The 16,726-nt window shown below is 74.1% G+C and carries 11 protein-coding genes; 8 read left to right on the top strand and 3 right to left on the bottom strand.

From position 1 onward, the window contains the following. Positions 1-39: 39 nt before the first annotated feature. Positions 40-3,432 (top strand): CDP-glycerol glycerophosphotransferase family protein, encoded by a 3,393-nt coding sequence (locus tag QRT05_RS10455; RefSeq protein WP_289447173.1) that lies wholly within the window; start codon positions 40-42, stop codon positions 3,430-3,432. Positions 3,433-3,570: 138 nt separating this feature from the next. Then, the gene (locus QRT05_RS10450; protein ID WP_289447172.1) at positions 3,571-4,875 is read left to right on the top strand and encodes a glycosyltransferase family 2 protein; all 1,305 of its coding nucleotides are present in this window, start codon (positions 3,571-3,573) and stop codon (positions 4,873-4,875) included. Here QRT05_RS10450 and QRT05_RS10445 read toward each other — a convergent pair. Continuing rightward, a complete protein-coding gene (locus QRT05_RS10445) occupies positions 4,872-5,498 on the bottom strand; it encodes a dTDP-4-dehydrorhamnose 3,5-epimerase family protein (protein ID WP_289447171.1) in 627 nt (208 codons plus the stop codon). The two genes, QRT05_RS10450 and QRT05_RS10445, sit on opposite strands and share 4 nt — an antisense overlap. 99 nt (positions 5,499-5,597) lie before the next feature. On the opposite strand from QRT05_RS10445, the gene rfbD reads away from it, so the two are divergent. The 3 genes from rfbD to QRT05_RS10430 all read left to right on the top strand — a co-directional run bounded on the left by rfbD (position 5,598) and on the right by QRT05_RS10430 (position 8,276). Continuing rightward, the gene (gene rfbD, locus QRT05_RS10440; RefSeq protein ID WP_289447170.1) at positions 5,598-6,437 is read left to right on the top strand and encodes a dTDP-4-dehydrorhamnose reductase; all 840 of its coding nucleotides are present in this window, start codon (positions 5,598-5,600) and stop codon (positions 6,435-6,437) included. A gap of 146 nt (positions 6,438-6,583) precedes the next feature. Next, positions 6,584-7,492, top strand: coding sequence for a hypothetical protein (locus tag QRT05_RS10435; protein WP_289447169.1), 909 nt, complete (start codon positions 6,584-6,586; stop codon positions 7,490-7,492). After that, on the top strand, positions 7,485-8,276 hold the full coding sequence (locus tag QRT05_RS10430; RefSeq protein ID WP_289447168.1) for a polysaccharide pyruvyl transferase family protein: 792 nt from the start codon (positions 7,485-7,487) through the stop codon (positions 8,274-8,276). Before QRT05_RS10435 ends, QRT05_RS10430 begins: the two co-directional genes overlap by 8 nt. 16 nt (positions 8,277-8,292) lie before the next feature. Here QRT05_RS10430 and rfbA read toward each other — a convergent pair whose 3' ends face one another. Continuing rightward, positions 8,293-9,162, bottom strand: coding sequence for a glucose-1-phosphate thymidylyltransferase RfbA (rfbA, locus tag QRT05_RS10425; RefSeq protein ID WP_289447167.1), 870 nt, complete (start codon positions 9,160-9,162; stop codon positions 8,293-8,295). A gap of 946 nt (positions 9,163-10,108) precedes the next feature. After that, a complete protein-coding gene (locus QRT05_RS10420; protein ID WP_326522644.1) occupies positions 10,109-11,077 on the bottom strand; it encodes a TIGR03089 family protein in 969 nt (322 codons plus the stop codon). A gap of 214 nt (positions 11,078-11,291) precedes the next feature. On the opposite strand from QRT05_RS10420, the gene QRT05_RS10415 reads away from it, so the two are divergent. The 3 genes from QRT05_RS10415 (at position 11,292) to QRT05_RS10405 (ending at position 16,726) form a co-directional block, all read left to right on the top strand. After that, positions 11,292-11,621, top strand: coding sequence for a WhiB family transcriptional regulator (locus QRT05_RS10415; RefSeq protein ID WP_289447166.1), 330 nt, complete (start codon positions 11,292-11,294; stop codon positions 11,619-11,621). A gap of 72 nt (positions 11,622-11,693) precedes the next feature. Next, complete coding sequence (locus QRT05_RS10410; RefSeq protein ID WP_289447165.1) at positions 11,694-15,164, top strand: glycosyltransferase; 3,471 nt, start codon at positions 11,694-11,696, stop codon at positions 15,162-15,164. Then, the gene (locus tag QRT05_RS10405) at positions 15,161-16,726 is read left to right on the top strand and encodes a DUF5719 family protein (RefSeq protein ID WP_289447164.1); all 1,566 of its coding nucleotides are present in this window, start codon (positions 15,161-15,163) and stop codon (positions 16,724-16,726) included. Before QRT05_RS10410 ends, QRT05_RS10405 begins: the two co-directional genes overlap by 4 nt.

The following is a 16,726-nucleotide window of genomic DNA, read 5'->3' as shown; positions in this document are numbered from 1 at the left end:
GAGAGACACATCGACACACCCCTCGGGAGATCACCCAGTATGAAGAAGACCGTGCGCGGACTCGCGGCCCGGATCGCACCTGCACCGATCAAGTCGCGGCTGCGCGACGGCATCGGTGGCGGCGCCGTCGACGGGTCCAACCCGGCGCCGGACTGGTCGGTCGAGAGCCTCACGCGGGTGTCCGGCGGTTGGCAGCTCACGCTGGCGGTGCCGGGCGAGGCGTTCCGCGGCATCTCCCTGGTCCTGGCCGGGCGCACCAACGGTGACGTGCGCGCCCTGCAGACGACGCTCGGCGAGGGCACCGCGACCGTGGAGCTCGGCGACGAATGGCTGTCCTGGTTCGCGGGCGAGGTGGTCGACCTGTGGCTGGAGCCGCTCTTCGCGCAGGAGCCGAGCGGGTGGCGGCGGCTCTCCGCGGCCAACGGGCAGCTGCAGACGGCGGGCAGGTCGCCGAGCTCGGGTGCCGCCCGCTGGTACGTGACGCGCAAGGGGAACGTCAGCATCGAGGTGCCGCACGACCGTCACGACCAGCCGCGTGACACGCGCGCGCGGCTCGCGCGGCTCGAGCAGGTCGGAGCGGCGGCCCGGCTCGTCGTCCGCGACGCCGGTCCCGCCGCGCCGGGCTCGTCCCTGGTGCTCATGGGCAGCAGCACCAGGCGCGAGGTCGTCGTCGAGCTCCAGGGCGACAGCGTCGAGTACGAGGCCGTCGTCGCGATCGAGCACCTGGCCTCGTTCGGGTCCGAGGTGGTCGACGTGTTCGTCGGCAACGACGACGCCGCCGGCATGACGCGCGTCCGCCGCCGGCTCGCGGCAGGTGTCGAGCTCTCGTCGGCGATCGCCCCCGGCTGGTCGCGGCGCTGGTTCACCACCGCCGAGGGGCACGTCAGCCTGCGTCGCCGCACGCCGGTCGAAGCCATCGTCGAGGCGGGCACGTTCGACGTGGAGTACTACCGCTCGCAGGTGCCGGACCTGCCTGCCGGCGTGGACCCCGTCGAGCACTACGTCACGACCGGCGCGGCCGCGGGGCTCAACCCGTCGACGATGTTCGACACCGAGTACTACCGCCAGATGAACCCGGGCATCCGGGGCAACGGCCTGGCGCACTACAGCGAGTTCGGGTGGCGCGAGTTCCGCAACCCGTCGCCCGCGTTCGACACGTGGTGGTACTGGGCCAAGCACATGGGCCTGATCGACGAGGGTGTCGCCCCGCTCGCCCACTACGAGGCGCAGGGCAAGCGCGAGGGCCTCAGCACGCGCCCGTCGCTCACGCCGTCGCGCGAGCTGGGCACCGGCTTCGAGCTGCCCGACCCGGCCTCGGTCCGGCGCGTGTGCCTCTTCGCGGCCTACGACGCGCAGGGGATCGTCGACGACTACGTTGTCGCCTACCTGACCGAGCTCTCGAAGTACGCCGACGTGTACTACTGGGCCGACTCCGACATGCCGGACTCGGAGCTGGCCAAGCTCGAGGGCGTGACCCGGGCGGCGTGGGCCGTCCGGCACGGCGAGTACGACTTCGGCTCCTACGCACGACTGGTCGAGGCCGTCGGGTGGGACGTCATCGAGCAGTACGACGAGCTGCTGCTGGTCAACGACAGCTGCTACCTGCTGCGTCCGCTCGACCAGGTCTTCGCGGAGATGGGCGCGCGCCGCGCGGACTGGTGGGCGCTGCAGGCCACCAAGGGCATGGCGCAGACCCGGCACATGCCGGTCAACCAGTTCCTCGAGCCGATCCCGGTGACCTCCGTGCGCACGTCGCTGGTCGACGCGTTCGAGCGGGACTACACCTACGACTTCCACCTCGGCTCCTACTTCGTGGCCTACCGCCAGCCGGTGATCACGGACCCCGAGTTCCGTCGCTACATCGGCTCGGTGACGCGCCAGACCAACAAGCGCACGATCGTCAAGGCGTACGAGATCGGCCTCACCCGGTGGCTGATCCACCACGGTCACCAGTTCGACACGTTCGTCTCGAAGGTCTACCCGTTCCATCCCGTCTACAGCGAGTGGTACTTCCGCCTGCTCGACGAGGGCTTCCCGGTGCTCAAGCGGTACCTCCTCGCGGAGAACCACTACAACGTGCCGCGGCTGGACTCGTGGAAGGAGCGGGTGCTCGCCAAGGCGCCCGACGCCGACGTCGAGATGTTCGACCGGAACCTGCGCCGGGTCACCGATCCCGAGAAGCTGCGGCGCACCCTCGGGATCGGGGGCGAGGACGGCGTGGCCGACGAGCCCGTCCCGGACGTGCTCCTGACGCCGGCGGAGTTCGCCGAGGCCGACGTGAGAAGTCCCAAGCACGCCAGCTGGTGGGCGTTCCCCGTGTGCGCCTTCACCAAGCGCTTCTCGGGCAACGAGCGCGCCATCTTCGAGGCGGTCAAGGACGACCCGACGATCAAGAAGATCGTGCTCACGCGCGGCCTCGACGTCACGGTCGACGGCGTGAACGTCGAGGTCATGCCGCTGCAGAGCCCCGAGGGGCAGCACCGCCTGATGCGCTCGGGGAACATCCTGATCAAGCACAGCAGGAGCCGAAACCTCGTCTACCCCGTCTCGGCAGAGCTGCACAACCTGATCCAGGTGTGGCACGGCATCCCGTTGAAGCGGATCAGCTACGCCTCGGCCGACTTCCTGGGGGCCCTGGACAAGGTCGCCGCGGACACCGCGAGCTACCGCGCGGTGATCAGCTCCTCGAAGGTCGACTCGCTCGCGATGGCCGCGGCCTTCTACCCGCTGACCATCCACCAGGTGTGGAACACGGGCCTGCCCCGCAACGACTTCATCCTGCGCGCGGAGGACGAGCTGCCCGCCGACTTCCAGGCAGAGCTCGAGCGCCTGCGCACGATCGTGGACGGCCGCATGCTCGTGCTCTTCATGCCGACGTTCCGCAACGCGCAGACCGGCGGGTACTACCACTTCAGCCCGGAGGAGATCAGCTGGCTGGGCGAGTGGCTCGAGACGAACAACGCCGTCCTGGGGGTCCGCGAGCACATGGCCGACAAGGCCCACCTGTACAGCCAGCAGCTGGCCGGGGTGCCCATGGTCGACCTCTCCGACGCGGCGTTCCCCAACGTGGAGGTGCTCTACCGGGTCTCGTCGGCGCTCGTCACCGACTACTCGAGCGCGTTCATCGACTACATGCTGACGGGCAAGCCGGCGATCAGCTTCGCGTACGACTACCAGGCCTACCTCATGGAGCGCGGCACGTTCTACGACCTGGACCACGTGTTCCCGGGTCCGGTCTGCCAGACTTTCGAGGACGTGAAGGCGGCGCTGGGCTCGGTGCTCACGGGGGAGACGGACCCGGCGTACGACTTCAAGAGGCGGATCTTCTTCGACCGTGTGGACGACCACAGCTCGGCGCGCGTCGTCGAGAAGATCCGCGACCTCGCGGAGGCCCACGGTGTGGGGAAGCCGCCGGGTGAACGCACGACGTAGCGGTTCCGCACGCCCTGCGGCTCGCGGTGCGCAGCCGTTCGGAGTGGGGAGTGGTTCGGAAGTGACAGCTTCCCGCGCGCCTGGCGCGCGGGACCCGTGGGCCGACGATGACCTCGTGGCCGAAGGAGGCGACTGCCTGTGATCCAGCGACTGAAGCGACTCGCGGCAGCACTCACGCGCGCGGGCGGCCAGGGCGAGCCCGACCTGGTGCTGCCCGTCGTGCTCATCTCGTTCAACCGCGGCCCGATGATGCGCAAGGTCGTCGAGGGCTACCGCCGGCAGACGGTGCCCGTCGAGATCTTCGTGCACGACAACGGCAGCGACGACCCCGAGACGGTCGAGGTGCTCGACGAGCTCGAGCGCAGCGGCGTCACGGTGTTCCGCCGCGAGAAGATCTCCTCCGCCGCCGAGCTCAACCTGGTCGACGAGTCGGTCCAGGCGATCTTCCGCGACCGGCCGGCCTCGCCGTACGCGGTCTCCGACTGCGACGTCTCGATCGGCGAGAGCGCGACGGACACGCTCGAGGTGTACCTCGCGGTGCTCGACGCGATGCCCACCATGGAGTGCGTCGGACCGATGCTGCGCATCGACGACGTCCCGACCACCTACCCGCTGTACAGCGCGATGATGAACCGGCACATCGGGCGGTTCTGGTCCCGGGAGCCGAAGCTCACGACGATCGCCGGGCGGCGGGTGGCGTACCAGGAGGCGCCGATCGACACGACACTCGCGGTCTACCGGGCGGGTGAGCCCTACCGCCGGCTGGCCCAGGGGGTGCGCCTGTACCACCCGTACGACGCGCGGCACCTCGACTGGTACCCGGACGAGCACCAGGTCGCCTACCGCCGCAGCGCCGACGGGTCGACGATCAGCAACTGGTCCAACCCGGCGCGCGAGCGCGTGAACCGCTTCGTGCCGCTCGAGCAGGTCAGCTACCGCGCCGTCGAGCCGGGCGCGGACGGCGACCTCGTGGTCGAGACCCGATCCGTCGCGCCGCTGTCCGCCGTGCCGAGCGAGGCGATCCAGTCGGTCATGGAGCGGGTCGGCGCCGCCGTCGAGGACGCCTGGCCCGGGCGCGTCACGCGCGTGTGGGTATGGCGGGACAGCGTGGGCGTCGTCGAGGTGCAGGGGGACGACGAGGCGCGCTACGGGCTCGACCTCATCCCGGGCCCGAGCGAGCAGTGGGCCGCGTTCGTGGTCGCGCGCACCGACGAGGCCGACGACCGCCTGCGCGCCATCGGGCTCGAGGGGGGCAGCCGCCGCCGCTACCTCGTCCAGGAGCTGGCGGCCGAGCCGGGGTCCGCGCCCGGTGCCGACGCGCTCGTCGAGGCGTTCCGCCAGGTGCTGCCGCAGCTGTTCGCGGCCGACTCGGCGGTCGACCCCGCGGCCGAGCCCGTGGACGAGCCCGCCGCCGACCCGGTGGTCGAGCAGCCCGAGCGCTAGTCCTGCGGCTGCGACGCGCGCGCGATGTACGCGCGGACGTCCTCCCAGCGCGGGAGCAGCCCGGCCTGCGCGGCCTCGGCGAGCCCCGGCGCCTCGCGGTCCTTCTCGGACAGCGTGGGGTGCAGGGGGGAGCCGTCGCGCGCCGCGGTGGGCCACGCGATGCCCACCTCCGGGTCGAGCGGGTGGATGCCGTGCTCGCCGGTCGGGTTGTACGGGGTCGAGCACAAATACAGCACGGTGGAGTCGTCCTCGAGCGACATGAAGGCGTGCCCCAGGCCCTCGGAGAGGTAGATCGCGCGCCGGTCGACGTCGTCGAGCAGCACCGAGTCCCACCGACCGTAGGTCGGCGAGCCGACGCGCAGGTCCACCGCGACGTCGAGCACGGCGCCCCGCGCGCAGGTCACGTACTTGGCCTGCCCCGGAGGGACGTCCGCGAAGTGGATGCCGCGCACCACACCCGCGGCCGAGACGGAGAGATTCGCCTGCGCGAGGCTCAACGCATGTCCCGCGTGCTCGGCGAACGGCGCGGACTTGAACCACTCGAGGAACACCCCGCGGGGGTCACCGAACTGGCGCGGGGTGATCTCCCAGGCGCCGGGGACGGACAGCTCGCGGTACTCCATGGGTTCCTCGTCTCTCGGCGCCGGGCGTCGGGGCCACAGTAGTCGGCTCGTTAGGGTGGGCGATCGGACGGCCACGGGGGCCGACCAGAGGAGGTCGTCGTGCGCTGGGTGGTCACCGGAGCGAGCGGGATGCTGGGACGGGACGTGGTCGAGGCCGCGGAGCAGGCCGGCGCCACGGTCGTCCCCCTCACGCGTGCCGACCTCGACATCACCGACCTCGTCGCGGCCCGGCGCGCGCTCGCGGGGGCGGACGTGGTGGTGAACGCCGCCGCGTACACGGCGGTGGACGCCGCGGAGACCGACGAGGGCGCGGCGTTCCTCGCCAACGGGGTCGGCCCGGCGGTGCTCGCCCGGGCCGCCGTGGGAGCGCGCCTGGTGCAGATCAGCACCGACTATGTCTTCGACGGCGGCGCCACGAGCCCGTACGACGAGGACGCGCCCGTCGCCCCCCGCTCCGCGTACGGCCGCACCAAGGCCGCGGGGGAGTGGGCTGTGCGCGCCGAGCACCCCGACGCGCTCGTCGTGCGGACGGCGTGGCTGTACGGCGCAGGTGGCCCCTGCTTCCCCAAGACGATCGCGCGCGTCGCGGCGGAGCGAGGCGGCCTGGACGTGGTCGACGACCAGCTGGGGCAGCCGACGTGGACGCGCGACCTCGCGGCCCTCGTCGTGCGGCTGGTCGAGGGGCGAGCACCCGCGGGGACGTATCACGGCACGGCCTCGGGCCGGACGTCGTGGCACGGCTTCGCGCAAGCGGTCGTCGCCGCGGCCGGTCTCGACCCGGCGATCGTGCGGCCCACGACGAGCGCCGCCTACTCCCGCCCGGCACCCCGCCCCGCGTACTCCGTGCTGGGCCACCGCACGCTCGGCGCCGCGGGGATCGAGCCCATCGGCGCATGGGACGAGCGGTGGTCGCTGGCGGCCGCCGAGGTGCTCGCCTAGCCCTGGCGCCGTCCGGCACCGATCTCGCCGTGTGGCACGATGTGGTGCCGAGCTCCCCCCGCAGTTCCGCCCGTGAGCCGTGCCCGGCACGAGCCGCCGACGCTCTCCCCAGCAGCCCGGGGCCCGTCTAGAAAGTGCGCGACCCGATGAGCCAGAAGCCCGCCCGCCTCTCCCGCACGCTCCGGCGCCTCGCCGCCGGCACGCGGCGCCGCGTCGGTGACGCCCTGGTGGGCGCCGGCGAGCGGCTGCAGCCCATGACCAGCCGCGTCATGCCCGCGACGCTCGACAAGGTGGTATCCCTGTCCGCGCAGGACGCCCGTGCCGACCTGCGGGCATGGGTGGGCACCGCGGACTACTCCGTGTTCCCGGACGCCTTTCGTGCCGTCGCGGCCGACCGGGGTACCGGACGCCGCGTCGCGCTGCGCGTCAAGGTGACGGGGCAGCACGTCGAGGACGGGGCCAAGGGCGTCGCGGGCAACATCCGGATCGACGCCGCGTCGCTCACCGGCGACGGGCCGTGGGCCCTCCTCGTCGCGCCCGTCTGGGGCACGAGCGTGGGGGACTGGTCGCAGATCGGCACGCGGCTGCGGCGTGCGGTGCCGCGCGACGGCGTCCCGCTGGCCGGTGGCCGGGCAGTCGTGACGTACGAGGGGTCGAGCGGCGGGCTCGTCGTCGAGCGCCGTTCCTCCGTGCGCGACGTGCGGCTCGTCGAGCTCCGCCCCGACGAGGACGGTCGCCCCGAGGCGGTCGTCACGGGAGCGGTCGACGAGGCGCTCCGTGCCTACGCCGAGGTGCAGCCGGCCGGAAGCCGGGACGCGCGGCACCGGCTGCCGTTCAGCCTGCTGGACGACGGCCGGACCGCGCTGCGGCTGCCCGCACCGGCCCCCGGTGCCACCGAGCCGCTCACGCTGCGCCTGTCGGTCGTGGTCGACGGCGTGTTGTGGCCCGTCTCGGTGCCGCGCTCGACCCCGGTGGCCGACTTCCCGGGGCTCGCAGTGCACGTGGACGAGGGCGCCGTCGTGGTCGGCGCGGTCGAAGGAGCAACCGGTGAGTGACATCCGTCTGTGGTGGTGGCGGTGGCGCCACCCGTACGACCTGAACTTCGGCGACGAGGTCTCGGCGCCGCTGCTCGAGCGCCTGACCGGTCGGCGCGTGGTCTGGACCCCGCTCGAGCGGGCCGACGTGGTCGCCGCGGGCTCCGTGCTCCAGATCGCGATCGCCCGGCGCCGCGCGTCCCTGCCCGTGATCTGGGGCTCGGGGTTCATCGAGCCGCAGACCTACGACTCGCTCGACGACCTCGCGCCGCGCGCCGTGCGTGGGACGAGCACCGCCGCGTACTTCTCGGAGGCGGTCCGCGCGAACCTGCAGCTCGGCGACCCCGGCCTGCTCGCCGCGACGCTGGTCGACGGCCCGGTGCGCAAGCGGTACTCGCTCGGCGTGATCCCGCACTACACCGACGCCAGCCACCCGTGGGTCGGCCAGATCGCGAAGCACAGCGGCGTGCGGGTCATCGACGTCGCCTGGACCCCCGAGGAGGTGGCGCGGGAGATCTCGGCGTGCGACGCGGTGGTCTCCTCCTCGCTCCACGGGCTGATCTTCGCTGACGCGCTCGGGGTGCCGAACGCCCGGCTCGTGCTGCACGGGAAGCTGGCGGGCGGCGACTTCAAGTTCGACGACTACACGTCGGTGTTCGACGGCGACCGCTCGCAGACGGTGCTCACGTCCGACGCGCTGGCCGGGCTCGAGCCCTCGGCGCTCGTCGAGCTGGTGGGTGCGCGGTACCAGGAGCCCCGTGGCCTGGAACGGGTGCTGGCCGGGCTGACGTCGGTGCTCCCGTGAGCCGGGCCGCCGGCGCCTAGCGCCCCTCCTCGAGCAGCCCCAGCAGGTACGTCCCGTAGCCGGACTTGACCAGCAGCTCGGCGCGGGCACGCAGGTCGTCGTCCGACAGGAACCCGCGGCGCCACGCGACCTCCTCGGGTGCGCCGATCTTCAGTCCCTGGCGGTGCTCGACCGTCCGGACGTAGTCCGCGGCCTCGATGAGCGAGTCGAACGTGCCGGTGTCGAGCCAGGCGGTGCCGCGCGGGAGCACGCCCACCTGCAGCCGGCCCTGCTCGAGGTAGGTGCGGTTGACGTCGGTGATCTCGTACTCGCCGCGCGCCGACGGGCGCAGGTTCCGCGCGATCGCGACCACGTCGTTGTCGTAGAAGTAGAGCCCCGGCACGGCGTAGTTGCTCTTGGGGGCCGTGGGCTTCTCCTCGATCGACAGCGCCCGGCCGGTCTGGTCGAACTCGACGACGCCGTACGCGGTGGGATCGGCGACGCGGTAGGCGAACACGGCGCCGCCGTCGACCGTCGCGAAGCGCTGCAGCTGGGAGCCGAGCCCGGGGCCGTAGAAGATGTTGTCCCCGAGCACGAGCGCGGCGGGCTCCGAGCCCAGGAACGAGGCGCCGAGGACGAACGCCTGGGCCAGGCCGTTCGGCTCGGCCTGCACGGTGTACTCGATCGAGATGCCGAACTGCGAGCCGTCGCCCAGCAGGCGCCGGAACTGCTCGGCGTCGTGCGGCGTCGTGATGACGAGGACGTCGCGGATGCCCGCCAGGATCAGCGTCGACAGCGGGTAGTAGACCATCGGCTTGTCGTAGACGGGGACGAGCTGCTTGCTCACGCCGAGGGTGATGGGGTGCAGTCGGGTTCCGGATCCACCGGCCAGGATGATGCCTCGCATGGGGGACATCCTGACGGATGGCGAGACGAGGGTCACGTCAAGACGGTGCCTCGCGCAACCGATAGGGCGATGAGCGGGATCCCCCCATCTCCCGCCGGAGCTCGAGGAGTGCCATGCCCGTCCGTCCGTCCGCTCGCCGCGCAGGGATCGTCGCCGTCGTCGGCAGCGCCCTCGCCCTCGGCCTCGTCGCCCCGGCGAGCGCCGCACCCGTCAGCCCGGGCGCCGTCAGCGGGGGCGCCGTCTCGCACGCCGCGGCCGCGACCGTCGTCACCACGAAGATCACCGCGTCGCCGCGCCCCGCGACGGTCGTCGCCGGCCACCAGGCCACCTTCACGGTGCGCACCAAGGGCACCAAGCGGACGTACCAGTGGTACGTCCGCAAGCCCGGCGCCTCCTCGTACGTCAAGGTCTCGGGCGCGAAGCGCTCGTCCTACTCGGTCACGGCGTCGAGCAGGCTCGACGGTGCGCGCTACCGCGTCACGGTCAAGGGGAGCAAGGGCAGGGCGACGTCGGCGTCGGCCCGGCTCGTCGTGGTCTCCCGGCCCCGGATCACCTCGCAGCCGCAAGGCCTCCAGGTGGTCAGCGGGCACGCGGCCTCGTTCTCTGTCAAGGCGGCTGGTCATGGCCTGTCCTACACGTGGCAGATCCAGCGCCCCGACTCCACCACGTGGACGACGCTGCGCTCGCACACCCGCACCCTGACGTTCACGGCGCGCACCGCGCAGAACGGCAGCTCCCTGCGCGTCGTCGTCAGCAACAGGGCCGGGAAGGTGGCGAGCCACTCGGCCGACATCATCGTCGGCTCCACGATCGCGGACCCCGCCGCGCCGCAGGCGCCCGGGATCGTGGGCGAGTGGCTGATGATGCTCGACTACTCCGACCTCGACGCCGACGCGGCCGTCGCGGCTGCCGAGCCGTCGAACCCCGCCGCGCCCGAGGGCAGCAGCTACGTGACGACGACGGTCGTCGCGTGCAACCTTCCGCGGGACCCCGCGGCATCGACGGCGGACCTCACCGTCCGCCTGCGCGGCTCGGACGGCGTGCAGTACTCGGCTTCCGACGCGGTGCTCCCGAAGGTCTCCGACCGGACGAAGGCCGAGGTCGCCGACTGGATCGACGCGGGTTGCTCGGTGTACACCGTGGGCGCGCTCGTGCCCGACGCGGTCATCCCCGGCGCGCGCTGGATGGCGACTGGACCCGCCGGGACGTACCTGCCCAGGTCGACCGAGTACTGGAAGGTCGTCGCGTCGAGCTGACGCGGACAGCCCCTCAGCGCTCGACGGCGCGCGGGGGAGATCGCGACCACGGAACCGTCGGCCGCGAGCGCGCCGACGACGGTCGCCAGGAAGGCCCCGGTGTCCGTGCCGGCGTCGACCGCCACGCGCGCGTCGTCGGCCGCCCGCCACCACGTGCCGAGCTCGACGTACGCCACGCCGTCGAGCGCGAGTGCCGCAGGGTCGGTGGGCGGGAGCCAGCCGATCGCGTCGCCGTACGTCATGACCGCGGCCGCGGCGTCGACGGCGCCCCGCGGGAGCTCGCCGTCGAAGCGCCGCGCGAGCGCGGGCAGGGAGACGGCGACGACGGCGGGGCCGGGGTGGTCCGCGGGCCTGTCCGTGACGACGACGTCGGCCGCTCCGTCGAGAACCAGGTGCGCGCCCGTTCGCCACACCGCCAGGGCCCACACGAGCGTGCGCCAGTGGGGCGGGAGGTCGACGAGCACGCGCACGCCCGGCGCGGCGTCGAACTCCTCCACGAGCAGGTTGGTGGTCTTGCTCACCCAGTTGTCCAGCACCGCGCCGGACAGCTCCACGCGCTCGAAGTCGGCGCCGTACCAGGTGATCCGGGGACGCCCCGGCTCCCGCGTGAGCTGGCTGAGCAGGGCGGCGATGGTCGTCGGGGGGGTCTTCGAGGGCACGGGCGTCAGCCTAGGCGCGACACGCCGAACGTCGCGCGGGGCGCAAGTTCACCCGGCAAACCCGGACAACTATCACGCCCCCGCTTGACGGGCGCGAACGACACGCGTGTAATTCATCCCAACAGGTCCCGTCGATCCTCGACCGGACACCTCGCACCGCATCGCCCGAGCTTCACCGAAGCAAGAACGAGCAACCAGCCGCACGGAGGCACGCATGTGGAATCTGCTCGACAGCGACGGGAGCTTTCCCACCGACGCGCGCACGGCTGCACCGACGCCGCCGGACAACGTGCTGCCCCTGTTCGGCACGCCCGAGGACGACGGGCTCATGGGCTGGCAGGAGCGCGCGCTGTGCGCTCAGACCGACCCCGAGGCCTTCTTCCCCGAGAAGGGCGGATCGACGCGGGAGGCGAAGAAGGTCTGCACGGGCTGCGACGTCAAGGCCGAGTGCCTGGAGTACGCGCTGGCGAACGACGAGCGCTTCGGCATCTGGGGCGGGCTGTCCGAGCGCGAGCGTCGCAAGCTCAAGCGCCGCGTAGTCTGAACGCAACCTGTGTGACGGTCGCGAGTGTCGCTGCCGGATGCAGCGGATCGCGCGGGCATCATGGGCCGCAGCATGACTGAGACGCTCCTTCCCGTGGTCCCCACGACGACCTCCTCGACACCGGCGACGGCGCCGGTGACGGCCGTCGTCGTCAGCCGGGGCCGGACCGACTTCCTCCCGACGACGCTCGCGGCCCTGGCCGCGCAGACCCGTCGCCCGCTGCGCATCGTCCTCGTCGACGCGGGCGAGACGCCGGACCCCACGCTCGCGCCGCTGCTCGAGCGGATCGTCACGAGCGCGGGCGGAGCGCCGCAGCCTGCACTGACGACCGTGTCCGTCCCGGGCGCCCGCACCTTCGGCGACGCCGTGCGCCGAGCCCTGCTGGGCGGCGGGGAGGGCGACGGCCTTCCGGCCACGTGGCTCTGGCTGCTGCACGACGACAGCGCCCCGGCGCCGACGGCGCTCGCGGAGCTGGCCCGCGCCGTGACGCGCGCCCGCTCGGTCGGCGTCGCGGGCGCCAAGCAGCGCACGTGGGACGAGCCCGAGCGGCTCCTGGAGGCGGGCCTGCGCACCTCGCGGTCCGGTCGGCGCATGACCGACGTGGAGCCGGGGGAGCTCGACCAGGGGCAGCACGACGCGCGCGACGACGTGCTGGGCGTGGGCATCGCCGGCGCGCTGGTCCGGCGCGACGTGTGGGACGCGCTGGGGGGCACCGACCCCGTGCTCGGCCCGTTCGGCGACGGCCTGGACCTGTCGCGCCGGGCCCGGCTCGCCGGGCACCGCGTCATCGTGGTGCCCGAGGCCGTGGTCCGCCACGCCCAGGCGTCCTACCTCGGCCTGCGCGACGAGCACCACACCGCACCCGACTCGCGTCGCTCGCACGCGGCGCGCCGGCGCGCGCTGGTGCACCAGCGGCTGACGTCGGCGCCCCTGCTGCTCGTCCCGGTGGTGGCCGTGCTCGCGGTCGTGCTCGGCGTCGTCCGCTGCCTCGTGCAGCTTGCCGCCAAGCAGCCCGGCCTCGCGGTCGACGAGCTCCGCGCGCCCCTCGAGGCGTTCGCCCGGCCGCTCGCGATCGCCCGCGCGCGCCGCACCGCACGCCGCTCGCGCGCGGTCTCCCGCCGCACGCTGCGACCCCTGCAGGCCACGTGGCAGGACGTCTGGCGCCAGGCGCAGGATCGCCGCCTGGCCCGTGCCGAGGCGCGCCGCGTGGTGCAGGCCCCGAGCGAGCTGGAGCTGCGTGAGCTCGCCGCCCTCACCACGCGGCGACGCGTGACGCTGGGCGTGCTCACGGGCATGCTCGTGCTCGTCGTCGCGGTCGCGCTGGGCCCGCTCATCGGTGCCGCCGCGGGCGGCGCTCGGCTGGTGGGCGAGGCACTGTCCCCCGCGGCCTCCGACCTGGGCCAGCTCTGGGCGGCGGCGACCTCGGGCTGGGTGGCCGGTGGCCTCGGCGCGCCCGGGCCCGCCGACGCGCTGCTCGACGTCCTCGTGGGCCCCACGTTCGTGGCCGGTGGGCAGCTGTCCACCGTGGTCGCGGTGCTGCTGCTGGGCTCCGTGCTGCTCGCGGGGCTCGGTGCCTGGGCCGCTGCCGGTGCGGCGACGCGGTCGGTCGGCGTGCGCGCCTGGGCCGCCGTGGTGTGGGCCGCAGCGCCGACGCTGCTGCTGGGCCTCGGCGACGGGCGGCTCGGTGCCGTGCTCGCGCACGTGGCGCTGCCCTGGGTGGCGCTCGGCGCCGCGCGTGCCGTCGGGATCCAGCGCGTGGACCAGGTGCTGTCCGGGCTCGCGACCGCGGCGCGCGACGAGACCGGGCAGGCGGCGCAGGGCTCGGCGGACGCCCCGGTGGAGCCGGCTGCGCACGCCGCCGACGAGGCCTCGATCGAGACGCCCGTGCGCGGCACGCCCACCGTGCCGACGCAGCGCGCCGGCGAGACGACGGTCGACCTGGTCGGGGTGCCGGACCCGACGGGCTCGGTGGCAGCGGCCGCCGGCGCGGGGCTCGCGTTCGCGGTCGTCGTCGCCGGAGCGCCCGTGCTGCTCGTGCCCGGTGCCCTCGCGCTGCTCGTGCTCGCCCTCGCCGCCCCCCGCAACCGCGGTCGGCTGCTGCTCGCGCTCGCTCCGGCGGTGGTCCTGCTCGGCCCCACGCTCGTCGAGGTGGTGCGGCGCGGCGTGCCCGGATGGCGGCTGCTGATCGCCGGGCCCGGCCTCCCCGTCGCGGACCAGGCCTCGGGCTCGGTCGAGCGGCTGCTCGGCGTGCCGTCCGACGCGTCGACGCTCGTGCCGTCGTGGGCGCAGCCGCTCGCCGACGTGTGGCCGCTGCTGCTCGGCGGCGTCGTGGTCCTGCTGGCCCTCCTGGCGCTGCTGCGCGGCGCGCCCGCCGCGCGCGCGGTGCGCGTGGGTTGGATCGTCGCGGCGCTGGCGCTCGCGAGCTCGGTCGTCGTCGTGCAGGTGCCCGTCGGCACGCAGGACGGCGCCGTCGCGTACGGCTGGACCGGGCCGCTGGTCTCCCTGGCCGGGCTGGGTCTGCTCGCCGCCGCGGTGCTCGGCTCCGAGCGGCTGCGTGACCGGCTCGCGCTCCACACGTTCGGCTGGCGGCAGCCGCTCGTCGCGCTCGTCACCGCCGTCGCCGTGGTGGTGCCCGTCGTCTGGCTCACGGGATGGACGTGGCAGGCGCGGGCCGGGGACGCGGTCGGCCTCAGCGCGATCGACCACGAGGTGGTCCCCGCCGTCGGCCAGCAGTCCCAGACCTCGCCGGCTGCCTCCCGCGTCCTCGCGCTCACGGCAGCCCCCGCGGGCCAGGCCCAGGGCCCGGACGTCACGTGGCAGCTGCTGCGCGGTGACGGTCCCCTGCTCGTGGACCAGGCGGCGGCCGTCAGCACCCGCACCCTGACCGGCGGCCTCACCGAGGCCACCCTCGGCCGGCCGGACGCCGCCACGACGGAGGTCGAGAACGTCGTCGCCCAGCTCATGGGCGGGGCGTCGGGTGACGTGGCCGGGCCGCTCGGTGCGCTCGCGGTCGCGGACGTCCTGGTGCCTCCGGCCGTCGGTGGCTCGTCCGCCCGCACGGCCCGCGACGGCCTCGTGGCGACCCTCGACTCCACGGCCGGCCTCGAGCGGGTGACGCAGGGCCGGTCCGGCACCCTCTGGCGCGTGCAGCCGCTCGAGCAGGACGGCGTCGATGCCGCGACCTCGTGGGCGCGCCTCGCCGCGTCGGGTGCTGACGTCACGGACGCGTCGACACCGGTGACCCAGGTCGACTCCCACCAGCGCAGCATCAGCACCACCATCCCCGCGGGCAGCGGCGACCGCCTCCTGGTGCTCGCCGAGCGCGCCGACTCGCACTGGCAGGCGCGGCTGGACGGCCACTCCCTGCGTGCGGTCGACGACGGGTGGCGGCAGGCGTTCCAGGTGGGCGCCGCGGGCGGTCACCTCACCGTGCACTACGACGCGCCGCAGCGCGCTCCGTGGCTCGTCGCGCAAGGTCTGGTGCTGCTGGTCAGCGTGCTGCTCGCCGTCCCGGTGCGCCGTCGACGGGGAGGCCGCGCATGAGCGGTGTGTGGCTGGGCAGGAGCGTGCGCGCGGTCTCGGGGATCGGTGTCGTGGCACTCGTGGCCGCGGTCGTCGCGGGAGGCATCCGGACGCCCGCGCCGCAGGCCCCTCCGGTGCACGAGGGCACCGTGGTGACCGTGCCGCCCTCGGCGGTCGCGCTGACGTGCCCCGCACCGCTCATCCTGCCGGAGGGCGGCGGTGACAAGGCGTTCGACCCGACCCCGGTCGCGCCGGTCATGACGCTCGTCGCCGCCGCGGCCTCTTCCGCCGGCGGGGCGGTGACACCCGCAGCCGGCGGAGCAGCCGTCGCGACCCTGTCTCCCGGGACGTCCGCCGCGCGCGTGAACGGTCCGGGCGGCGCGCTCGTCGTGAGCGCCCGACCCACGGACACCGCGGCCCAGCTCTCGGCCGCGGTGGGCTCCGTGGTCACCGCCGGTGACCTGCGCGGGCTGTCGGCCGCCTCGTGCCAGCGCCCGACCACCGACGCCTGGCTGGTGGGCGGGGCCACCGACCTGTCGAGCACCGCGCAGCTGGTGATCGCTGCCGCCGGGGCCACCCCCGCCGAGGTGACCGTCTCCGTGTACGGCCCTGCGGGCAAGGTGGACCTGTCGGCGGACCACTACCTCGTCGCCCCCGGCGCGCAGCGCGTGGTGAACCTCGCGGCCATCGCCCCCGAGCAGCGCCGCGTGGTCGTGCGGGTGCGCGCGACGGGCGGCGCGGTGACCACGTACGTGCAGGACACGAAGCTCGACGGGTTCACCCCGCGCGGGTCCGACCTCGTAGCGCCCGGTTCCGCGCCAGGCAAGCACCAGGTGGTGCCCGGCCTCTCGGTGGTCGCGGCCGCTGTCGACAGCCCGCTCGCCGGCGCGCTGCGCCTCATGGTCCCCGGCAGGACCGGCACCACCGCGCACGTGCGGCTGCTCGGCCCGGACGGCCCGCAGGAGCTCCCCGGTGGCGAGCAGGTGGAGCTTGCTCCCGGCGAGGTCACCGACATCCCGCTCGGCGGCCTGCCGGCGGGTTCCTACACCGCGGTGGTCGACTCCCCGCGTCCCGTGGTCGCGGCCGGCCAGGTGGCTCGCGCCGGCGCCCCGACCACGCTCGACCCGGCCCCGAGCCTCGAGCGCGCCTGGGTGGCCTCGTCGCCACGCGGTCTGGACGGCATCGTCACGGTGCCCGGCGGGACGCGCGGAACTTTGGTCGTCGGCGCCGTCGGGACCTCCGGCTCCGCCAGCGGGACGCTGCGGCTGATCGGCACGGACGGACGCCTGCTCGCCGAGCGGCCGCTCACGGTGCCCGCCGGCAGCACCGGCACGTGGCTGACCGACACCCTGGTGGGTACCGGGCCCGTGGTGCCGGGCACGCAGGGCAAGGCCGTGCCCGGGTCCGCGGTGGCGGCCGTCCAGCTGGTCCCGGACGAGGGTGCGGCGCAGCTCGCGTGGGCCCTGGTCGCCGACGTGGCGCGCCCCGACGGGACGCTCATCTCGGTGCTCGCACCCGTGCCCGCCGACGACGGCGACGCTCAGGTCACCGTCCGGCAGGACCCGCGCGTCGGGACCCCGTGA

The sequence above is a fragment of the Cellulomonas edaphi genome, assembly GCF_030362815.1.
Classification (GTDB): domain Bacteria; phylum Actinomycetota; class Actinomycetes; order Actinomycetales; family Cellulomonadaceae; genus Cellulomonas; species Cellulomonas edaphi.
Note: the sequence above shows the minus strand (reverse complement) of the source record. Positions and strands in the feature narration are given on the sequence as shown.